General features: G+C 45.8%; 17 protein-coding genes. 7 read left to right on the top strand and 10 right to left on the bottom strand.

The window, feature by feature from the left end; translation table 11 throughout:
* Nucleotides 1–53: 53 nt before the first annotated feature.
* The 5 genes from K5Q73_RS09530 (at nt 54) to K5Q73_RS09510 (ending at nt 7,059) form a co-directional block, all read left to right on the top strand.
* A complete protein-coding gene (locus K5Q73_RS09530) occupies nt 54–992 on the top strand; it encodes a DmsE family decaheme c-type cytochrome (RefSeq protein WP_259650727.1) in 939 nt (312 codons plus the stop codon).
* A 17-nt stretch (nt 993–1,009) separates the two neighbouring features.
* Nucleotides 1,010–3,034, top strand: coding sequence for an MtrB/PioB family decaheme-associated outer membrane protein (locus K5Q73_RS09525; RefSeq protein WP_220760236.1), 2,025 nt, complete (start codon nt 1,010–1,012; stop codon nt 3,032–3,034).
* Nucleotides 3,035–3,073: 39 nt separating this feature from the next.
* Nucleotides 3,074–5,584: a DMSO/selenate family reductase complex A subunit gene (locus K5Q73_RS09520; RefSeq protein ID WP_220760238.1), complete on the top strand. Its 2,511-nt coding sequence runs from the start codon at nt 3,074–3,076 to the stop codon at nt 5,582–5,584.
* A gap of 14 nt (nt 5,585–5,598) precedes the next feature.
* The gene (locus K5Q73_RS09515; RefSeq protein ID WP_012156042.1) at nt 5,599–6,264 is read left to right on the top strand and encodes a DMSO/selenate family reductase complex B subunit; all 666 of its coding nucleotides are present in this window, start codon (nt 5,599–5,601) and stop codon (nt 6,262–6,264) included.
* A gap of 84 nt (nt 6,265–6,348) precedes the next feature.
* Nucleotides 6,349–7,059 carry a molecular chaperone gene (locus tag K5Q73_RS09510; protein ID WP_220760240.1) on the top strand — a complete coding sequence of 237 codons (711 nt, stop codon included), beginning with the start codon at nt 6,349–6,351 and terminating at the stop codon, nt 7,057–7,059.
* Between the two features lie 98 nt (nt 7,060–7,157).
* On the opposite strand, the gene K5Q73_RS09505 is transcribed toward K5Q73_RS09510, so the two are convergent.
* Nucleotides 7,158–7,682 (bottom strand): hypothetical protein, encoded by a 525-nt coding sequence (locus tag K5Q73_RS09505; protein WP_220760242.1) that lies wholly within the window; start codon nt 7,680–7,682, stop codon nt 7,158–7,160.
* A 174-nt stretch (nt 7,683–7,856) separates the two neighbouring features.
* Here K5Q73_RS09505 and K5Q73_RS09500 point away from each other — a divergent pair, with 174 nt between their 5' ends.
* The gene (locus K5Q73_RS09500; protein WP_220760244.1) at nt 7,857–8,204 is read left to right on the top strand and encodes a RidA family protein; all 348 of its coding nucleotides are present in this window, start codon (nt 7,857–7,859) and stop codon (nt 8,202–8,204) included.
* A gap of 67 nt (nt 8,205–8,271) precedes the next feature.
* Here K5Q73_RS09500 and K5Q73_RS09495 read toward each other — a convergent pair whose 3' ends face one another.
* Nucleotides 8,272–8,709, bottom strand: coding sequence for a hypothetical protein (locus K5Q73_RS09495; protein ID WP_220760246.1), 438 nt, complete (start codon nt 8,707–8,709; stop codon nt 8,272–8,274).
* Nucleotides 8,710–9,005: 296 nt separating this feature from the next.
* Nucleotides 9,006–10,391: an ammonia-forming cytochrome c nitrite reductase gene (nrfA, locus tag K5Q73_RS09490; protein ID WP_220760248.1), complete on the bottom strand. Its 1,386-nt coding sequence runs from the start codon at nt 10,389–10,391 to the stop codon at nt 9,006–9,008.
* A gap of 390 nt (nt 10,392–10,781) precedes the next feature.
* Between nrfA and K5Q73_RS09485 the strand changes: the two genes are divergently transcribed.
* Nucleotides 10,782–11,195, top strand: a complete 414-nt coding sequence (locus K5Q73_RS09485; RefSeq protein WP_259650728.1) for a DUF4156 domain-containing protein — start codon at nt 10,782–10,784, stop codon at nt 11,193–11,195.
* Nucleotides 11,196–11,268: 73 nt separating this feature from the next.
* Here the strand turns inward: K5Q73_RS09485 and K5Q73_RS09480 are convergent, their stop codons facing one another.
* From K5Q73_RS09480 to K5Q73_RS09450, 7 genes are all read right to left on the bottom strand, one after another.
* Entirely contained in the window at nt 11,269–11,928 is a 660-nt protein-coding gene (locus tag K5Q73_RS09480; protein ID WP_220760250.1) for a 3-oxoacid CoA-transferase subunit B, read from the bottom strand.
* A gap of 12 nt (nt 11,929–11,940) precedes the next feature.
* The gene (locus tag K5Q73_RS09475) at nt 11,941–12,684 is read right to left on the bottom strand and encodes a CoA transferase subunit A (protein WP_220760252.1); all 744 of its coding nucleotides are present in this window, start codon (nt 12,682–12,684) and stop codon (nt 11,941–11,943) included.
* 112 nt (nt 12,685–12,796) lie between these two features.
* Nucleotides 12,797–13,693: a hydroxymethylglutaryl-CoA lyase gene (locus tag K5Q73_RS09470; RefSeq protein ID WP_220760254.1), complete on the bottom strand. Its 897-nt coding sequence runs from the start codon at nt 13,691–13,693 to the stop codon at nt 12,797–12,799.
* Nucleotides 13,694–15,790 (bottom strand): biotin carboxylase N-terminal domain-containing protein, encoded by a 2,097-nt coding sequence (locus K5Q73_RS09465; RefSeq protein WP_220760256.1) that lies wholly within the window; start codon nt 15,788–15,790, stop codon nt 13,694–13,696.
* A 1-nt stretch (nt 15,791) separates the two neighbouring features.
* Complete coding sequence (locus K5Q73_RS09460; RefSeq protein ID WP_220760258.1) at nt 15,792–16,673, bottom strand: enoyl-CoA hydratase-related protein; 882 nt, start codon at nt 16,671–16,673, stop codon at nt 15,792–15,794.
* A gap of 90 nt (nt 16,674–16,763) precedes the next feature.
* Nucleotides 16,764–18,371, bottom strand: coding sequence for a carboxyl transferase domain-containing protein (locus K5Q73_RS09455; RefSeq protein WP_220760260.1), 1,608 nt, complete (start codon nt 18,369–18,371; stop codon nt 16,764–16,766).
* Nucleotides 18,372–18,486: 115 nt separating this feature from the next.
* A complete protein-coding gene (locus tag K5Q73_RS09450) occupies nt 18,487–19,656 on the bottom strand; it encodes an isovaleryl-CoA dehydrogenase (protein ID WP_220760262.1) in 1,170 nt (389 codons plus the stop codon).
* Between the last annotated feature and the right edge of the window lie 19 nt (nt 19,657–19,675).

Genomic DNA, 19,675 nt, shown 5'->3' with positions numbered 1-19,675 from the left:
CAACCGGCCTGTAGTTAATGTCCACAATAAAAACCATGAAGTCAGTGAATTTTATGGCCAAATTAATGGCTACCAGTTTACTCACGATTCTTATCAGTGTTCTGCCTGCTCAAGCGACCCCATGGGATAAGCTTGACTCAACGCAACTCGAACAAAAATTAACAGAGAAATTTAGCGAGGGTAAATACTCTCCGAAAGGGGCTGACTCTTGCCTGATGTGTCATAAGAAAAATGCCAAAGTCATGGAGATTTTTGACGGTGTTCACGGTGATATGAGCAATAGCAAATCACCTATGGCTGGCATCCAATGTGAAGCCTGTCATGGCCCACTGGGTAAGCATAATCGTGGTGGTAAAGAGCCAATGATTAGCTTCAGCCCTGACAGCAAACTGCCGGCTGAAACACAAAACAGTGTTTGCCAAGGTTGTCACAATGATCCTAAGCAGATGGCATGGCATAACAGTACTCACAATCTAGAAGAAGTGGCGTGTAGTGATTGTCATAACGTTCACGCGGCAAAAGATCCTGCACTTGACCGTTTAACGGTTAACGACACTTGTACTTCTTGTCATACCCGCGCTAAAGCCGACATGAACAAGCGTTCATCGCACCCAATGAAGTGGGACCAGATGACGTGTATCGATTGTCATAATCCACATGGCTCGATGACTGAAAGTGCACTAATTAAGCCAAGCCTAAATGAGACCTGCGCCGAGTGTCATGCCGACAAACGTGGCCCATTCCTATGGGAACACGCGCCGGTAATGGAAGACTGCTCAAGCTGTCATACACCGCACGGTAGTGTTAACGACAACTTACTTAAGTCGCGTACTCCACAGTTATGTCAGCAATGTCACGCAGACGATGGCCATGCAAGTCGCATGACAAGCCAGGCAGGTTTAGATGCATTCAGTGCGGGTAAGAGTTGTTTAAATTGCCACAGCAAGATCCATGGTTCTAACCATCCTGCTGGCAGCAACTTTGCCCGTTAAGTCTAGGAGTGACAAATATGCGTTTAATTAAACCTTTTTCATTAAACCTGATCACCTTAGCGCTGCTAGGGGCAGGGACAAGTGCGTTCGCGGCTGATTTTGGTGTGCAAAATGCCAATATCGCTGAAGGCAAAACCGCTAACTATCAGTGTAAGCGTTGCGTTGAAACCCAAGGCTACACTGGCAGTGTTGGCGTGAGTGTTGGCGCGGTTGATGCCGATGACAACCATGCTATCAACCAGTTTGGCACCGGAGAAGACGGCGCTATCGCTGGCGTGAATGCCGACCTTGCTTATCAGCAGAGTGGCTACAAAGCAAAAGTTCAAGCTCACCAGTTGGGTATGGATAATGGGTTTGTGACTATGGAAGCAGGTAAGAGCGGTCACTATAAGCTTGATGTTGATTTTCAGACGATTACCACTAACCAAGGCAGCAATGCTTCGACCAATCTTTGGCAAAACAATGGCATGCTTACGCCAAGCGATCAAACTCGCGTATTGGATTTAGCCTTACAAAGACAGCGTAGTGGTATCGGTTTCGAGTATGACTTTTCAGAAGTATTAGGCCTTGGCTTAAGCAGCTATGCACGCTATGACCGCGAAGATAAAACGGGTCACCGCAGTGCAAGCCTAACTAGCCCAACGCCAACTAACTTTGCTGAAGCAGTTGATGAAACTACAGATAAATTCAGTGCCGGTGTGGTACTTGACGGTGCTAACTGGTTGTCAGAGTTGAGCTACAACGGTTCACGATACGACAACAATATGAGCGACTTAAGTCTGCCATATGCCTATGACGTTTATAGCGCAACGCCAGACAACCAAGCACACCAAGTGTCTTTGTCTGGTCAGTACCGTCTAGCTTCTAGCGTATTTAGTGGTCGTGTGGTGACGGGTCGTATGATCCAAGATCAAGACCTTATCCAGATGAGCGGCAACCCAATCCAAAACTGGGACGGTCAGGTTGATACTTTAAGTTCAAACCTAGCGGCAAGCACGCGAGTAAGCAGTCGCTTACGTCTAGGTGCAAGCTATGACTACAGCAAGCGTGATAATCGCTCATCGGTATTTGACTTTGCTCAATACGAGTTTAATTCAATGTCAGGTGCGTTTAAACAAAACGTGCCTATGGATATTGAACGTCAAACCTTTAAAACCAACGCGAGCTACCGTATTGCCAGTGGTTACCGCTTACAAGCTGGTTACGACTATAAACAAGTTGAGCGCAGCTACGGTGAGCGTGAAGAGACTCGTGATAATGAGTTTTGGAGCAAGCTAAACATCCGCGCAATCGACAAGCTAACCCTAGATTTTGGTGTCAGCTATGGCGAGCGCGGCGGCAGTGACTACCAAGCAAACGAGCTTACCAGCGACGAAACCGAGTCGTTAATGCGTAAGTACAATCTTGCCGATCGCAAGCGCACAGAAGTTAACGCAAGAGCAAGCTATGCGCCGCTTGAGTGGCTAACCTTCGATGTTAGCACTTACTACGCTAATGATGATTATGACGCCACTGAAATCGGCCTGACTCAGGCTAAAGATTACGGTTACGACATGAATGTTCATATTCAAGTTGCTGAGCCGTTGTCAGTATATGCATTTGCGGGTCAGCAGTGGATTGATTCAGACCAAAACGGTGACCAAGCGTCAGTTTGGCACACTGAAGTGAATGACGAGTTCATTAACCTAGGTTTGGGTGCAACTTACTCTGGTTTGATGGATGGCAGATTAATTTTAGGTAGTGATTATCTATTTGCTAACTCATCGAGCAATACAGGTGTCAATGGTTACAACTATGGCAACTCAAATCCAAACAGTTATGGCAGCTATTACTCGTACAACCACAGTGTGAGTTTATACGGCCAATACCTGATCTCTGAGCAGATGGCTGTAAAACTGGCTTACCAGTTTGAACGTTATTTTGATACCGACAGTGCTACGGTCACTTCCGATAGCATTCCAGGTTTAATCACTTTGGGTGACCTGAACCACAATTACAACGCCCATCAACTGATGTTGACCTTCAGCTACAAGCTGAAATAAGTCGAGTCAGTCACTATTAAGTTTGAGGAAAACAAGATTATGGAACGTAGAAGTTTCTTAAAAATGAGTGCCGCGCTGGGCTGCGCAGCAACAGTTACCGGCTGTAATTCTAGCTCTGATGATGCCAATGTGATCCCGCCACAACCGCCTGTTACAGACGAAGTGGTGAACTGGTCATCTTGCCTAGTTAACTGTGGTTCAAACTGTCCAATTAAAGTCTTCACTAAAGACGGTATCGTGACCCGTGTTGAAACTGATCATGAAGTAGAAGATGAATACGGTCTACACCAAGTACGTGCTTGTGCTCGTGGTCGTTCACTACGTCAAAGAAACTATGCTGTTGACCGTCTAAAGACACCAATGAAGCGTGTTGGCGAGCGTGGTAAAGCAGAATTCGTACCAATTAGCTGGGACGAAGCAACCAGCATTATTGCTGAAAAACTTGCTGCTGTTTACGCACAAGAAAATGGTGCTAAGTCAGTATTCCGTAGCTACGGTTCTGGTGCTTACTACGGTTTTGCATCAAATGCGTGTTTCAACCGTCTATTTAACCTAAATGGTGGCTGCCTAAATGCTTACGGTAACTACTCTTGGGCGCAGCAGATGGAAGCGGCTAAGCACACCTTCGGTACGGGTAGTACTAGCGGTTCGTCAACGATTACTATCGAAGACAGTGACTTCTTCCTAGGTGTTGCTTACAACCCAAGCGAAATCCGTCAGTCGGGTTCGGGTGAAGGTTACGATTACCTACAGGCGCTACAAAGAAACAACGGCCTAGAAGTGGTGATGATTGATCCTCGTTACACTGACTCTATGTTAGGTAAAGAATCAAGCTGGTTACCAATTCGTCCAGGTACTGACGCGGCGTTTGCTGAAGCCGTTGCTTATGTGATGATCAACCATGCTAACTTTGCGGGTCAATCGCTACCGTTTGTACTTGAGCATTCTGTTGGTTTCAACAAGAAGTCAATTGAAGATCAAAAAGCGATTTTTGCAGCGAGCAGCGATGCTACTGATCAAGAATACGCTAAGGTGATGAATTCAGATGAAAACTACCAAGATTACATTCTAGGTCAAGGTATTTACACTGACGCTAAAACACCTGAGTGGGCTGAAAAAATCTGTGGTATTTCTGCAGAGAAAATCCGCTACATCGCTGGCAAGCTAATGACAGCTAAAGCACCTTACATTGTTGTGGGCGCTGGCGTTAACCGTCAAGCAAACGGCGAGCAAAGCATGCGTTCTCTATACATGCTATCAGTGCTAACCGGTAAGCTAGGTACTCGCGGTGCATCAAACGGTGAATTGCCATACATGAGCAGCATGTCTCGTGCAGGCATTCCAACAGGTACAAATAAAGTTACAGAAAGCATTTCTTTCTTCACTTGGTCTGAAGCGATTAACCACGGTGAAACTATGACTGCACGTAGTCATGGCGTTCGTGGTACTGATGGTCTGGACACGCCACTTGGCGCTAACATCAAGTTTATTCTGTCTGCATCTGATAGCTCGCTACTGAACCAGCACGCTGAAATCAACAACACGGCTGATATCTTCCGTAATGCTGAAGACTTATTCATCGTATCTTGTGATTGCTGGATGACGCCAGGCGCTAAGTTTGCTGACATCATCCTACCTGACACTAGCTGGTTAGAATCAAACGACTTAGTTAACGATTCATATGCTTCTGGTTCATTAGGCTACCTAACTGCAATGTCTTCTTCTGTTGAGACTATGTGGGATTGTAAGTCTATGTACGAAGCGGCAGCGATGATCGCAGACAAGATGGGCGTTGGTGCAGGCTTTAGAGATGGCAAGAACGAAGATGAATGGTTAGAAGAGCTTTACCAAAGCACTAAAGCTAACAGCAATAACATTGGTGTTTCTCCTGCGTTCCCGGCCACTTACAAAGAAGCACAAGAAATTGGTTTCTTCCGTAAGAATATGAACGACAACCACGTTGCACTGCAAAGCTTCGTTAAAGAAGGCAAAGCGCTTTCAACACCAAGTGGCAAGATTGAAATCTACTCTGCTGAACTTGCATGGCGCGCGGCTAACTGGGATCAAGAGTCTGAGACAAAGGTTAAGGGTGACACCATCACAGCTATTCCACAGTACACAGTAACGTGGGACGGTTATGAAGATGAAGGCACTAAAGAAGATTACCCAATTCAGTTAGCGGGTTACCACACTAAGGGCCGTACTCACTCAAGCTACCACAACGTACCTTGGTTACGTGAAGCGGTAGAAGACGCTGTTTGGGTTAACCCAATGGACGGTGCTAAGCACGGTTTAAGCTCAGGCGACAAGGTTGAGATGTACAACGAGCGTGGTTCAATTGAAGTAACTGTACGTATCACACCACGTGTTGCTCCAGGTGTATTTGCCCTAGGACAAGGTGCTTGGTACAACCCAGGCAACAAGCGAGGCAGCACTGGTCATATCGTTGACGAAGGCGGCGCAATCAACTCGTTAACTCGCTACCAGCCTAGCCCTGTCGCTAAAGGTAACCCACAGCACACTATTCGTGTTGCCATTAAAAAGATTTAAGAGAGTAGTTAATTATGACTGAAGCAACTCAATACGGTTTTTACGTCGACAGCACTAAGTGTACTGGCTGTAAAGCGTGTCATGTATCTTGTAAAGACCGTCAAGGTAACGAGATCCGTAACAATACCAACCCTGAACAAAATGGCGTACCTGCGCTAAATGGTGTGACTTGGCGCCGTGTGTACGAATACGGTGGCGGACAATGGACTGAAGGTCAAAATGGCTGTTTTGAGCAAAGTGTATTTGCTTACTATATGTCTATTGGTTGTAACCACTGTTCTGAGCCAGTGTGTGTTAAAGCTTGTCCAACGGGCGCAATGCATAAACGCCGTGAAGATGGTCTAGTACACGTTGCACAAGATCTATGTATCGGTTGTGAGAGCTGTGCTCGTGCATGTCCTTACGATGCACCACAAATTGACCGTGAACGTAAAGTCATGACCAAGTGTGATGGTTGTTTTGAGCGTATCGCTGATGGCCGTAAGCCAGTATGTGTTGAGTCTTGCCCGCTACGTGCACTAGACTTTGACACTATGGATAACCTACGCGCTAAATATGGTAACGGCGATGGTCACATTGCACCATTACCACCAGAGTCAATCACTTCACCAAACCTTATCATTAAGGCTAACGTGAATGGTGGGCAAGGCGGCGATATTCTTAACCCAACTGAAGTTTAACTTCAGCTAAAGGTTAAGTATTAAGGTCTTTAAATAGTACAACAGCAGCGGGCTCGATAGCCCGCTTAGCTTGTAAGGTAAATTATGTCTTCAAAATCTGAGTCGTTAAGTCATTCATCTATTGCAGCAGTGGACTTTGCCGAGTACCAAGGGTTAGCGCGAATACTGCACCATAGCCTTATTCGCTATCCTGAAGCCGACTTTATCAACGGCTTAAAAGAGTACGATGTGGCTGGCAGCTGGCCAGAGTTTAGCCATCGCGCAGAAAATAGCACTGGTCGCAAATTGCTGGGTGATTTTTTGCAGCAATGGTCTTATGACATTGATGCTGCGGACTCGGAGAAGGCATTAATCACCTTAAAGCTGGATTACGGCCAACTTTTCTTTGGACCAGGTGAACCGACAGCTGTGCCGCAAGGCTCAGTTTACCAGTGTGAAGAGCAGTTAATTAACGATAGAACCACAGTTGAACTGATGGACTTTTATCGGGCTCATGGCGTTGAGTTGCAGCTTGATTACAAGCAGCCCATCGACCATATAGGTTTGTTTTTCGCAGTACTTGACCAAACATTTGGTCGCTTGCAGAGCGAAGCTGATAACCAAGCTTTGATCCGCTTTACCCAAGTGCTATTGCAGCAACACTTGTTGCCTTGGGCAATGCGTTGTTGTGAGTTAGCCGTTGAACATGCTAACACCGATTTTTATCGTGGTGTTGCCTTATTAACCACGGACTTCTTACTGCAACTGCAGCAAGATTTTCAAGTGTTAGCGCTTGATAAACGACTGTTTCGTTAATCAAACATTCTTAATAAAAAGCCCGCAATTAGCGGGCTTTTTTATCGGCTGAAACTCAGTTAAAGGCTTTAATCCGCGTTGGAGCCTTTATGTAAACACTAATAGTTGCCGCCCATATTACGGCTAGATTGGCGCTTTTCGCTGCGCACCTTTTCTAGCTGAGTGTTGATGGTTTGTAGCAGCTGACAAAGCTGCAGTGCATCGGCGCTGAGTTGCCCCTTTACCGAGCTGTGAGTTGCCATATCATTAACCGAAGCCGTGCTTTGTTCGTTATTGACCAATGACTGACTCCATTGATAGGCAATCGTTAATACTAAATGTTCCGACTGACCTAATTCCCCTTGCTCAATCTCTTTGACAAACAGCAAACGGCTGGCGGCAAATAAGCAGTGCAGAGCGAGATCTTGCTCTAGTGGTGTCTGTTCGCTGCTATCCATAGGCGGTAGCCACACAGGTTCACCCTCAGCAAATACCAATGCTGAAATGGTGTTGGTAACTGTTGGTAATGAGGTTGCGCCGCTAAAGAGCTGCTGAACTTTTTCACAGTTCCTCAACGTTAAAGCGAGGCGATGAGCAAGAATGGATTTACTCCACTGCTGGCCTAAAGAGCGTCTTAGGGTCATATTGTTTAATTATCAAAAGCTGAATTAACACCGATAAGGCATGTTAGCATCAAAGCTTATCGCGCTATGTGCGCGGAGCAACATATTGGAGTTATCCGCTCAATTTATCTAGGTAAATAATGTAATTCTGCTAAAATCTTAGCTCTATTTCGATGAGTTTTTTGAAGGTTTAAAATGGATATTCAACGCGTTAACCCATGTGCAAATTGGTCCGATGCTACTGTGTTCAATAACATGGTACATTTTGTTGAAATTGCCGCCGATGTTGAAGGCAATATGCTCAGCCAAACTGAGCAGGTTTTTGCTCAAGCCGAAGCGACTTTAGCCAGTGTGGGTAGCGACAAGTCGCGTTTGCTATCAGTGACTATTTACGTGACTGACTTTGCCAACGTCGCGGTATTTAATCAAGCATGGCAGGCATGGTTACCAGAAGGTTGTGCACCGAGTCGTGCTTGTTTGAAAGTTGAATTGGCAGACCCTAGCTATTTACTTGAAATAGCCTTTGTCGCAGCAGTTAAGTAAGACTAACGACTTAAGTCACTGATATCAGATGATGGGCATAGAGATGTTGGTTCAGTTTGATAGTGATTCAATCCAGCTGTTTAAGCAGTTGACGCACTTTCGCTCGCGTCTCATCTATTTGGGTCACAACCGCCTGAGCGCTGGTTTCGTCATCGGCCAGCTGCTCCCAATTTGATTGCCAGCTTAGTTTTAACTTCTCTGCGGCTACACTGAGTTCAGGCTCAGTTATCATGCTCAAGTCGGCAATCAAATTGACCTTTACCCAGCCTTTACGTGGATTGCCTAGAATGACATCTTTATCGTAATAAGCGGCATAGACGATGGATTCAAGTTCAGACAGCTGCAGTAACAATTCAAAACTCGCCGAACGTGCATTACTGTTGTACTCGGTGATCTCCATTCGCCAAACGTTGTAACTAAATCCCACCAAGGCAAATAACATACTGAATACTGCGGTTAGCTGAAATATTGAAATGGTTTGCTCACCTGAGATTGCTATTTTCAAAGTTGGCGCCTTGTTGGTTTGCCTAAAATAATTTTAGACAATAGTGCGTTAAGCGCATTATTTTCGATGAAAATTTCTCCGAATGTTATGGGGCCATGACACAATATTCTTGTGATTACTGGCAATGAGAAGATGCTCTTGCAGTCAGTTTTGTAAACATGGGCTTATAGTCAAAATGAATATTCAACCCGTATATTGGTATTATTAGCTGGTACTTTAAAAGGGTATAAAAAAACCGGGGAGGTTCCCCGGTTTCAAAGTATTGTTTATCTAGCTTTTGCTGTGCTCCTTATTAGCTAGTTAGCACCATTGTTGGCTTTATATTCAGCTTCCCATTTTGGTACCACTTTCTCGATAAAGATGGCTTTATCGGCACGCATCTTATCCATGTCCATGCCTAATACCGCTTGAGCTTTAGCCTTAGTAGAGATATCTGGAATCGCCACCGTGGATACGACACCTTGTGAATTGAGAATTTCACTGAGCTTTTCACGGGCGGCAGCAGATTTTGCAAGTGATGTTTTAAGGATGCGAATACCTTCTTCTGGCGCGTGAGCCGCGATACCGTGTGAGGCAATAGCAAAATCCCAGCGCCATTGCGCATGACGAATATCAGTCAGAGCCGCCGTCATTTTCTCTTCGTTAGCACCCGCTTTCCAAGCCGCTGCAGCTTCAAAGTGGGCTTTTACTAATTCCTCTTCGGCTTGAAGTTTTAGCGTGTTTACCTTGTCTTTGTTAGTTTGAACAAGTGCCTGCATTTGCTCTTTAGTTTGGTCATGGCAGTTTGCACAGGTAAATTCAAACTGATCAAATGGGCTGCCTACGTTATGGTCAGTGTACTCTTTGCCTTCTGCATTAGTGACTCGTGGCATATGGCAATCGGTACAAGATACCCCCATATCTCCGTGCAAGCCTTTGGCTGTGGTTTCGTAACCTGGGTGCTGCGCTTTTAGCATTGGCGCTTTAGATAATTGATGAGTCCAATCTTTAAACTTCAGCTTGTCATAGTAGGCTTCCATTGCTTCTACTGACGTGCCGCCATCCCATGGGAATTTAACCCAATTTGGATGCTCTTCATTTTTCTCAAAATAGTATTCAACGTGGCACTGACCACAGACCATGTTCTGTTTTTGGCTTTTATCTGCTTTATCAAATGGTGTGCCTAACGAAGCAAAGGCGCGTTCAGCGAAGGGTCTAGCAATTCTCAGTTTTGGTGTGCCTGGCTTATGGCAATCCGCACAACCTAGTACGTGAACGATCTCAGGGCCGCCTTTAGCCCACTTACCTTTGAAGTACTCCGCTTCACCTTGTTCCTCAATAACTCGTGGCACATCAGGGCTCTTACAGCTCCAACATGCCATAGGCATAGGGCCTTCATCTTCTGTCATTGGTGCACCGGTACGTAGGGTATTTCTTAGATCGGTAATCACATACTGGTGACCACGCGGTGCATTGTAGTCTTTAGAAAAACCATAACCGGCCCACAAAATCACTAAGTTAGGGTCGTCTGCTAATGCGTCTGTGACTTCTTTACTTTCTGCTGTCTTTTGCCAGCTTTGGTATTGTTTAGGGAAGCGCTTTTCATATTGGGAATTATCAGCAGGATTGGAGTTTGCAGTGGCATTTAGGCTCATCAAACCTATGCAAGCTCCTATTAATAGGGGGATTTTGTGTGCGTTCATTGTTATTTCATCCTTTAAATAAGGTTTTGGTTATATGTAAAATGTAGTCGCTAGCGGCATGTTGTCAAAACCAATACGCTGATATTTTTAAATTTTACTTACAGATTGATTTAAGAGGGGGAAAATGTGATGAGTATTGGTGTGCTAGCTAATAATTAGGTGTGAATTTGGCCTTAATTAGACAACTGAAAAGTCATCCATTAAAAGTGATTATTGATGTTCGCTTATACAGTCTTTAGCCATATGTAGAGCCGTATTTAATGAATGCCGTAAACTTTGGCTTGCTACCATCATTTTATATAGGGGGTGATTGAATTTGTGAGCGAGATAGATTCCTTTAAAGTCTGAAAGCCTATATTATCGCCTGCCGTTTAATTTTGACTGTAAACCATGAAATTTGTAAAACTGGCTGCCATCGCCCTGATGTGCTCGAGCCTTACCGCTTGTATCACCTTTCCAACAGATGAATCTAACACTGTAAAAGTACTTTGGGATGATACAGATGCCTTGCTAGGTTGCGCTCATAAGGGCACTGTGATCGGTTCACAAGGCCACTTTTATGACTATTGGCTGCATGCCGATAAAGATATGGTGTGGGGCACACTTAATGAAATGCGTATTAAGGCTGCCAAATTGGGTGCAGATACTATTTATTTGTATAAGCCGCTGGGTTTTACAGGTTCAGTGACCATGATTGCTAATGCTTATGACTGTGAAGTCCCAGCAGTAGAGTCTACTATATACTCTACTACTGACTCTGTTAGCACTGCTGTAAAAATGCCTGTTGAGGCTGCGGCTAAATAGCTTTAATTTGGTAATAAAAAACGCAGCTAATTGGCTGCGTTATTTATTGGTATTCCATTCACACGCTTTTTAATTAGCTAAAACTCATCTCTGGCACATGCTCAGGCACAACAAGTTTACCAGCGGTTTTTGAGACGATTTCTTCAACGGATACGCCTGGTGCACGTTCTAGAAGATGAAACGCGCCATCTTTAATTTCCATAAAGGCTAGGTCGGTTAGTACTCGTTTGATACAACCAAAGCCCGTTAAAGGCAGTTCACATTTTGGTAGCAGCTTAGAGTTACCTTTTTTGTCGGCGTGCATCATGGTGACAATAATATTGTCGGCGCCAGCCACTAAGTCCATCGCGCCGCCCATGCCTTTAATGAGTTTGCCAGGGATCATCCAAGAGGCGATTGAGCCTTGCTCATCGACTTCAAATGCTCCAAGCACGGTTAAATCTACATGGCCGCCACGGATCATGGCAAAGCTTTCTGCGGATGAGAAAAAAGATGCGCCATCAACCGCAGTAACGGTTTGCTTACCAGCATTGATTAAGTCAGCATCAATAGTTTCTTCAGTTGGGAACTCGCCCATACCAAGTAAACCATTTTCCGATTGCAGCATTACATCAATGCCTTGAGGGATGTAGTTGGCTACTAAAGTTGGAATGCCAATACCTAAGTTGACGTAAAAGCCATCTTGCAGCTCTTGTGCTACACGCTGTGCCAGTTGTTCTCTTGATAATGCCATAGTGCAGCCTCCTTAAGCCTTGTCTGTTGCTGTGGTTGGTTTTACCGTGCGCTGCTCGATACGTTTTTCAAACGTGCCTTGAATAATGCGGTTCACGTAAATGCCCGGGGTATGAATATGGTCAGGATCTAGCTCGCCGGGCTGCACAATATGCTCAGCCTCTACCACGGTGATTTTGCCGGCCGTTGCCATCATAGGGTTAAAGTTAGCCGCGGTTTTACGGAATACTAAGTTACCCATAGTGTCAGCCTTCCATGCACGTACTAGCGCAAAGTCGGCTTTTAGTGCTGGCTCTAATACGTAGTGACGCCCGTCGATTTCACGGGTTTCTTTACCTTCGGCAACGGGGGTTCCGTAACCTGTAGCGGTAAAGAATGCTGGAATACCAGCGCCACCTGCACGAATTTTTTCAGCTAAAGTGCCTTGGGGAGTCAAGATAACGTTAAGCTCGCCTGATAACATTTGCTGTTCAAAGGTAGCGTTTTCGCCCACGTATGAGGCGATCATGGTATCGATTTGACGGCTTTTTAATAACAGACCTAAACCAAAGTCATCAATGCCAGCATTATTTGAAATTGCGGTAAGTCCGGTAACTCCGGTTTTGACCATTTGTGCGATTAAGCCTTCAGGTATACCGCACAAGCCAAAACCACCGACCATAACGGTCATGTCGTTACTTAAGCCTGCGAGTGCTTCTTCATAACTACTGACTACTTTATTAAGCCCTTGATTAAGCTCTTTATTTAGTCCTGCCATTATTGTTCTCTCCATATTCTGTCAATGCTAGTACCTAGTACCTAGTACCTAGTACCTAGTACCTAGTACCTAGGTCCTAGGATCTTCGTGCTCTTTATTCGCTGATGGCTATCTATTCGCTGATGGCTCTAGCCACTTTTGAGCCAGACTGACGGCCCAGTGCTTGGCTGATCTTATTGCCCGCATTCACCAGCTTGTTTAAATCGATACCAGTTTCTATTCCAAGCCCATGCAGCATATACACTAAGTCTTCAGTGGCTAAATTGCCTGATGCGCCTTTTGCGTAGGGGCAGCCACCAAGTCCAGCAACCGATGAATCAATTACGCTAACACCTGTTTCTAAACACGCCAGAATGTTAGCCAGTGCTTGGCCGTAGGTGTCATGAAAATGCAGTGCAAGCTTCTCTATTGGTACGACTTCGGCAACAGTCTCAACCATTCTACGGGCATTAGCCGGTGTGCCAACGCCTATGGTGTCGCCAAGTGAAATCTCATAGCAGCCCATTTTGTAAAGTAATTCAGACACTCGAGCAACTTCACTAACCGCGATTTCGCCTTCATAAGGGCAACCTAACACGCAAGAAACATAACCACGTACAGGGATGTTTCTGGCTTTAGCCAGTTCCATCACTGGGATAAAGCGCTGTATTGACTCTTCAATTGAGCAGTTAATATTCTTTTGGCTAAAACTTTCTGAGGCTGCACCAAAAATGGCAACTTCATCGGCACCAGCGTCAAGCGCAAGTTCCAAGCCTTTTAAATTAGGTGTCAGTGCACTATAAGTAATACCCGTTTTACGGGTAATACCAGCAAGTACATCTGCAGAGTCTGCCATTTGCGGCACCCATTTAGGTGATACAAAGCTAGCAGCTTCAATGCGCTTGATACCGGCAGCGGCTAAGTCTTCAATCAATCCAATCTTATCTTGAGTGGTGACTGGTTTTTCATTTTGTAAGCCATCACGAGCACCAACTTCAAAGATGCTAACCTTGTTTGGGTAAGTAGCCATCTATGCACTTTCCTCAGTTTTAGCTGATTCAGCTTCTGCAGCCTCAACTTCGGCTAGCAACATACCGTCGCTAACGAGCTCACCAGCTTCGAAGAAAAATGCGCTGACGATGCCGTCAAATGGAGCCTCAATTGTGTATTCCATCTTCATGGCTTCCATCACCATTATGCCTTGGCCAGCTTTGACACTATCACCTACTGCGACAAGTTGCGTCACAATAGTGCCATTCATTGGTGCTTTGAGCTTATCTTCTAAATTGTCTTGCTCTTCAATCACTTCTGATTGCAGTGCGCGGTAGTGATAGCTTTTCGAGTCGATAAATAGGGTAAAGTCATCGCCTACTTGGCTAACTGGAAGCTTGAGCTTATGACCATTAGCTTTATTAATTTGCTCTGTTTGGGCTGCATCAACCTTTTGTACGCTTATCTCTGCGTGCAGCATCTCAGCAACTAATTCACCCGAAAGCGTGATTAAGCTATCATCAAGCTGTAGTTGATATAGAGACTGACCTGCGATTTGAGTTTCGATTAAATCAAGGTGATTAATCTGATGATTGTCATCTAACAGCGCCACCTGATGCTGGCTGGCACTATTTAGCCTAAAGCCACTATTTTGATGCCAAGGTGAGTAGGGATCATGGCTAATGCTTGCATCTAATTGTGCTTGTTTTTTACGGGCGCATAGCTGATAAAGCGCTGCTAAACTTAACGCTGTATTGGTATCGTCAGCCGCATCTGTTGCCGGCGTTAACAGTAAGTCGCCATAACGTTCAATAAAGTCGGTGCTAAAGTTGGCATCCTTAAACGCTGTGTGTTTTGCAATATTGGCTAAGAATTCAATATTGTGTTTAAGACCACTGATCTGATAGTCATCTAAAGCGTGTACTAAGCGCTGCAGCGCGCGAGGACGTGATTCATCCCAAGTGATAAGCTTGGAGATCATTGGGTCGTAAAAATTACTGATCACATCATTTTCACGTACACCAGAGTCAATTCTCACAAACTCACTTTGTGCAGGCTCACGTAAGAAGTCGAGCTTGCCGCTGGCGGGTAAAAAGTCATTTTGCGGATCTTCTGCGTAAATACGAGCTTCAAAGGCATGACCTGTGATCTTTACTTCAGCTTGTTTAAGCGGCAACTCGCTACCGCTGGCAACCATTAGCTGCCATTTAACCAGGTCTTGGCCTGTTACCAGCTCGGTGACTGGGTGCTCTACCTGCAGACGGGTATTCATCTCCATAAAATAGAAGCTGTCATCGGTATCTAATAAAAACTCTACCGTACCCGCGCCTTCATAATTAATGGCTTTGGCTGCAGCAACCGCTGCTTCACCCATTTTTACTCTTAGAGCATCGCTTAAACCAGGAGCTGGCGCTTCTTCAACGACTTTTTGATGACGGCGTTGAATCGAGCAGTCACGATCTGACAGGTAAATACAGTTACCTTGGCTGTCGGCAAAGACTTGTACTTCAACGTGGCGAGGTTGACGCAGATAGCGTTCCATCAAAAGTTTATCGTTACCAAAAGAGCTAATGGCTTCACGTCTGGCTGAATTAATTGCTGCTAGTACTTCATTGCTACTTTCAACAATGCGCATACCTTTACCACCGCCGCCAAAGGCCGCTTTTATCAGTAAAGGAAAGCCCATTTTATTGGCCTCTGAAACCAGTAAGTCATCATCTTGCGCGTCGCCGTGATACCCCGGAACTAACGGTACATTGGCGGCGCCCATAATCTCTTTAGCGGCACTTTTGCTGCCCATAGAGTCAATGGCTGCTGCACTTGGGCCGACAAAGGCGATATTAGCTTTCTCGCATTTTAGTGCGAACTCGGCATTTTCTGATAAAAAACCATAACCTGGGTGAATCGCTTGAGCGCCAGATTTTTTGGCGATGTCGATAATAAGATCGCCTTTTAGATATGAGTCTGCCGGAGCGCTGCCGCCCAAGTAAAAGGCTTCATCTGCCATGGCAACATGGCGAGCATTGATATCGGCATCTGAATATAGCGCCACGGTGCGCACGCCCATCGCTTTGGCGGTATCGATTATTCGGCAAGCAATTTCGCCGCGATTGGCAATTAGCAGTTTAGTAAACATATTATTTGGCTCCTTGCCCGCTGGCGGTTTGGTTATTATTTTTTGTTGCCGCGTTAAAGTCGGTCGTTGTTGGCCATTGTGGCGGGCGCTTTTCAAAAAAGGCATTGAGGCCTTCTTGGCCTTCATTAGATACTCGGATACGGGCGATACGTTCGCTGGTGTGATCTAATGTCTGTTGATTTATCTCACCACTTTCTAAGGTAGACAGCAGTGCTTTTGCCCACGCCATACCTTGTGGACTGTTACTAAGTAATGAGGCAATAATTGGCTGCGCCGCGGCGTCGAGATCGTTATTCACTTCATGGATAATTTGTAGCTCAAGCGCCTTTTGCACATCAAATCGCTCGGCGGTTAACATGTAACGGCGCGCTGCCCGCTGTCCCATAGCACGGGTGACATAAGGGCTTATCACTGCAGGGATAAGACCCAATTTGACTTCGCTTAAGCAAAAGCTAGCACGCTCATTGGCAATGGCGATATCGCTGCAACAAATAAGCCCTAATGCGCCACCAAAGGCGGCGCCTTGAACTAAGGCAATAGTAGGTTTTGGGAACTTATCGAGCACAGACATGAGCTTAGCAAGCTCATTGGCATCGTTAAGATTTTGCGCAAAATCCATCTTGGCTTGCTTGCGCATCCAGTTAAGATCGGCGCCAGCGCTGAAGTTTTTACCGTTGGCTTTAAGCACTAATACTTGGCACTCTGGATTAATAGCAAAATGCTCCAGCACTTGGATCATTTCGCTTATCATCACTTCATCGAAGGCATTATGTTTATCGCTGCGATCAAGCACCATTTGCGCTACGCCGTTATCGAGGGAGCAGTTTACAAATTGTAATCGCTCAGCGAGTTGTTCTGTTTGGGTAGTGGCTAGGTTATTCATTGTTATCGGCCCACTTTTTTTATCAACAATAGTATTATCGAATCATGGTGTTAGCTAAGTAGATGTTCTATTTGAAATAGCGCTTAGCCATTACATACGGAACACACCAAACTTAGTGTCTTCAATCGGCGCGTTTAACGCCGCAGACAAGGCTAAACCAACAACATCACGGGTTTGCGCTGGGTCGATAATGCCATCATCCCACAAGCGCGCGCTGGCATGGTACGGATGACCCTCTTTGTCATACTGCTCGACAATCGGTTTACGGAAATTTTGCTCATCAGACTCAGACCACTCAACGCCTTTACGGGCGAGGCCGTCACGTTTGACCGTTGCTAATACGCCAGCGGCTTGTTCACCGCCCATAACAGAGATACGGGCATTAGGCCACATCCACATCATGGTAGGTTCGAATGCGCGGCCGCACATACCGTAGTTCCCCGCGCCATAACTGCCGCCAATAATCACAGTAAATTTAGGCACATTGGCACAAGATACCGCGGTCACCATCTTAGCGCCGTGTTTGGCTATGCCTTCATGTTCGTATTTTTTACCCACCATAAAGCCGGTGATGTTTTGCAGGAACAGCAGTGGAATTTTGCGCTGACAACATAGCTCAATAAAGTGCGCGCCTTTTTGTGCCGACTCTGAGAACAAGATGCCGTTGTTGGCGACAATGCCCACAGGGTAGCCGTGAATGCGAGCAAAACCACAAACTAAGGTATTGCCGTAGTTAGCTTTAAACTCATCAAAATCGGATTCATCCACTAAACGCGCAATCACTTCTTTTACATCGAAGGGCTTTTTAAGATCGGTGCCCACGATGCCGTAAAGCTCGTTGATATCAAATTTTGGTGGTTTAACAGGGCTTAGCTGGGCGCTAATTTGTTTTTGATGATTAAGACGAGTCACGGCTTTGCGTGCAAGCTCTAGAGCGTGCTCATCGTTTTGCGCCATATGGTCGGCAACACCTGATATTTTGGTATGCACTTCAGCGCCGCCAAGCTCTTCAGCAGTCACTTCTTCACCGGTTGCAGCTTTTACTAACGGTGGCCCCGCTAAAAATATCGTGCCTTGCTCTTTAACGATAATCGATTCATCAGCCATTGCTGGTACGTATGCACCACCTGCGGTACAGAGTCCCATTACTACGGCGATTTGCGGAATACCTTTGGCAGACATTTGCGCCTGGTTATAGAAGATGCGGCCGAAATGGTCTCTATCTGGGAACACTTCATCTTGGCGGGGCAGGTTAGCACCGCCTGAATCAACAAGGTAGATACATGGCAGGTGACAACGACTGGCAATATCTTGTGCGCGAAGATGCTTTTTCACGGTGACTGGATAGTAAGTGCCGCCTTTTACAGTGGCATCGTTGGCAATAATCATGCACTCAACGCCGCTAACTCGGCCTATTCCGGCGATAACGCCAGCTGCTGGCACCACATCTTCATATAACTCGTAGGCCGCAAATTGAGAGATCTCTAGAAAAGGTGAGCCGGGATCTAGCAGTTTTTCAACCCGCTGACGGGGCAAGAGTTTGCCTCTTGATAGATGACGGTTACGCGCGACTTCACCGCCGCCCTGTTCAATTTGCTGGAGTTTAAGTTTTAAGTCTTGAACCACGGTTGCCATGTCATCAAACTTGGCTTTGAATTCATCGCTACGTGCATTAATACGGCTGCTTAGTTGCGTCACAATTTCAATCCTTTTGAAGCTGTCAGAGTGAGGCGGCGTAGAGCAAGCCGCCTTGATGCTTAGCTATTTACATGTCTTGTTTATTAGTCTTAATTACTGACATATCTGCTAATGGCTATTTTGATTCGTTAAATAGCTCGCGGCCGATTAGCATACGGCGAATTTCTGAGGTGCCTGCGCCAATTTCATATAGCTTGGCATCACGCAGTAAACGGCCTGTGGCGTATTCGTTGACGTAGCCATTACCGCCTAGAAGCTGAATCGCATCTAATGCCATTTTGGTGGCAAGCTCTGCTGAGTAAAGAATGGCACCGGCGGCATCTTTACGGGTAGTTTCACCGCGATCGCAAGATTTTGCCACGTTGTAGATATAAGATTTTGCAGCGTTCATACCCGTGTACATATCGGCAAGCTTGCCTTGAACTAGCTGGAACTCGCCGATTGATTTACCGAACTGCTCACGCTCGTGAATGTATGGCACTACGATATCCATACAGGCGGTCATAATGCCAAGTGGGCCACCAGATAAGACAACACGCTCATAATCAAGGCCGCTCATCAGTACTTTTACGCCGTTGTTTAGGCCGCCAAGAATGTTCTCTTCTGGAACCTCACAGTCTTCAAATACCAGCTCACAGGTGTTTGAGCCACGCATACCTAACTTGTCGAGCTTTTGTGCAGTGCTAAAGCCTTTAAAGCCACGTTCTACAATAAATGCAGTAATGCCATGAGGCCCTTTATCTAAATCAGTTTTGGCATAGATCACATAGGTGTGCGCATCTGGACCGTTGGTGATCCACATCTTGTTGCCATTGAGTATGTATCTGTCACCCTCTTTGCGCGCGTGTAGCTTCATCGAAACTACATCTGAACCCGCATTAGGCTCACTCATGGCGAGTGCGCCGATATGCTCTCCGGTGATCAGCTTTGGCAAGTATTTGGCTTTTTGCTCACTATTACCATTACGGTTGATTTGATTAACGCAAAGGTTTGAATGGGCGCCGTAACTTAGGCCAATTGATGCTGAAGCACGCGAGATCTCTTCCATGGCTACCACGTGGGCTAGGTAGCCCATCTCTGCGCCGCCATATTCTTCAGATACGGTTACGCCCAATAGACCCATATCTCCTAACACCGGCCACAGCTCATTGGGAAAGGCGTTATCTCGGTCAGTTTTTTCTGCTAAAGGAGCGATCTCATTTGCGGCAAAACTTTGTACTGCATCACGCAGCATATCGACGTCTTCACCAAGGCCGAAGTTTAGAGATGTGTAGAGTTGAGTCATTTGCTTGTGTCCTGTCAAT

The organism is Shewanella sp. MBTL60-112-B2, from assembly GCF_019655055.1.
Lineage (GTDB): Bacteria > Pseudomonadota > Gammaproteobacteria > Enterobacterales > Shewanellaceae > Shewanella.
Note: the sequence above shows the minus strand (reverse complement) of the source record. Positions and strands in the feature narration are given on the sequence as shown.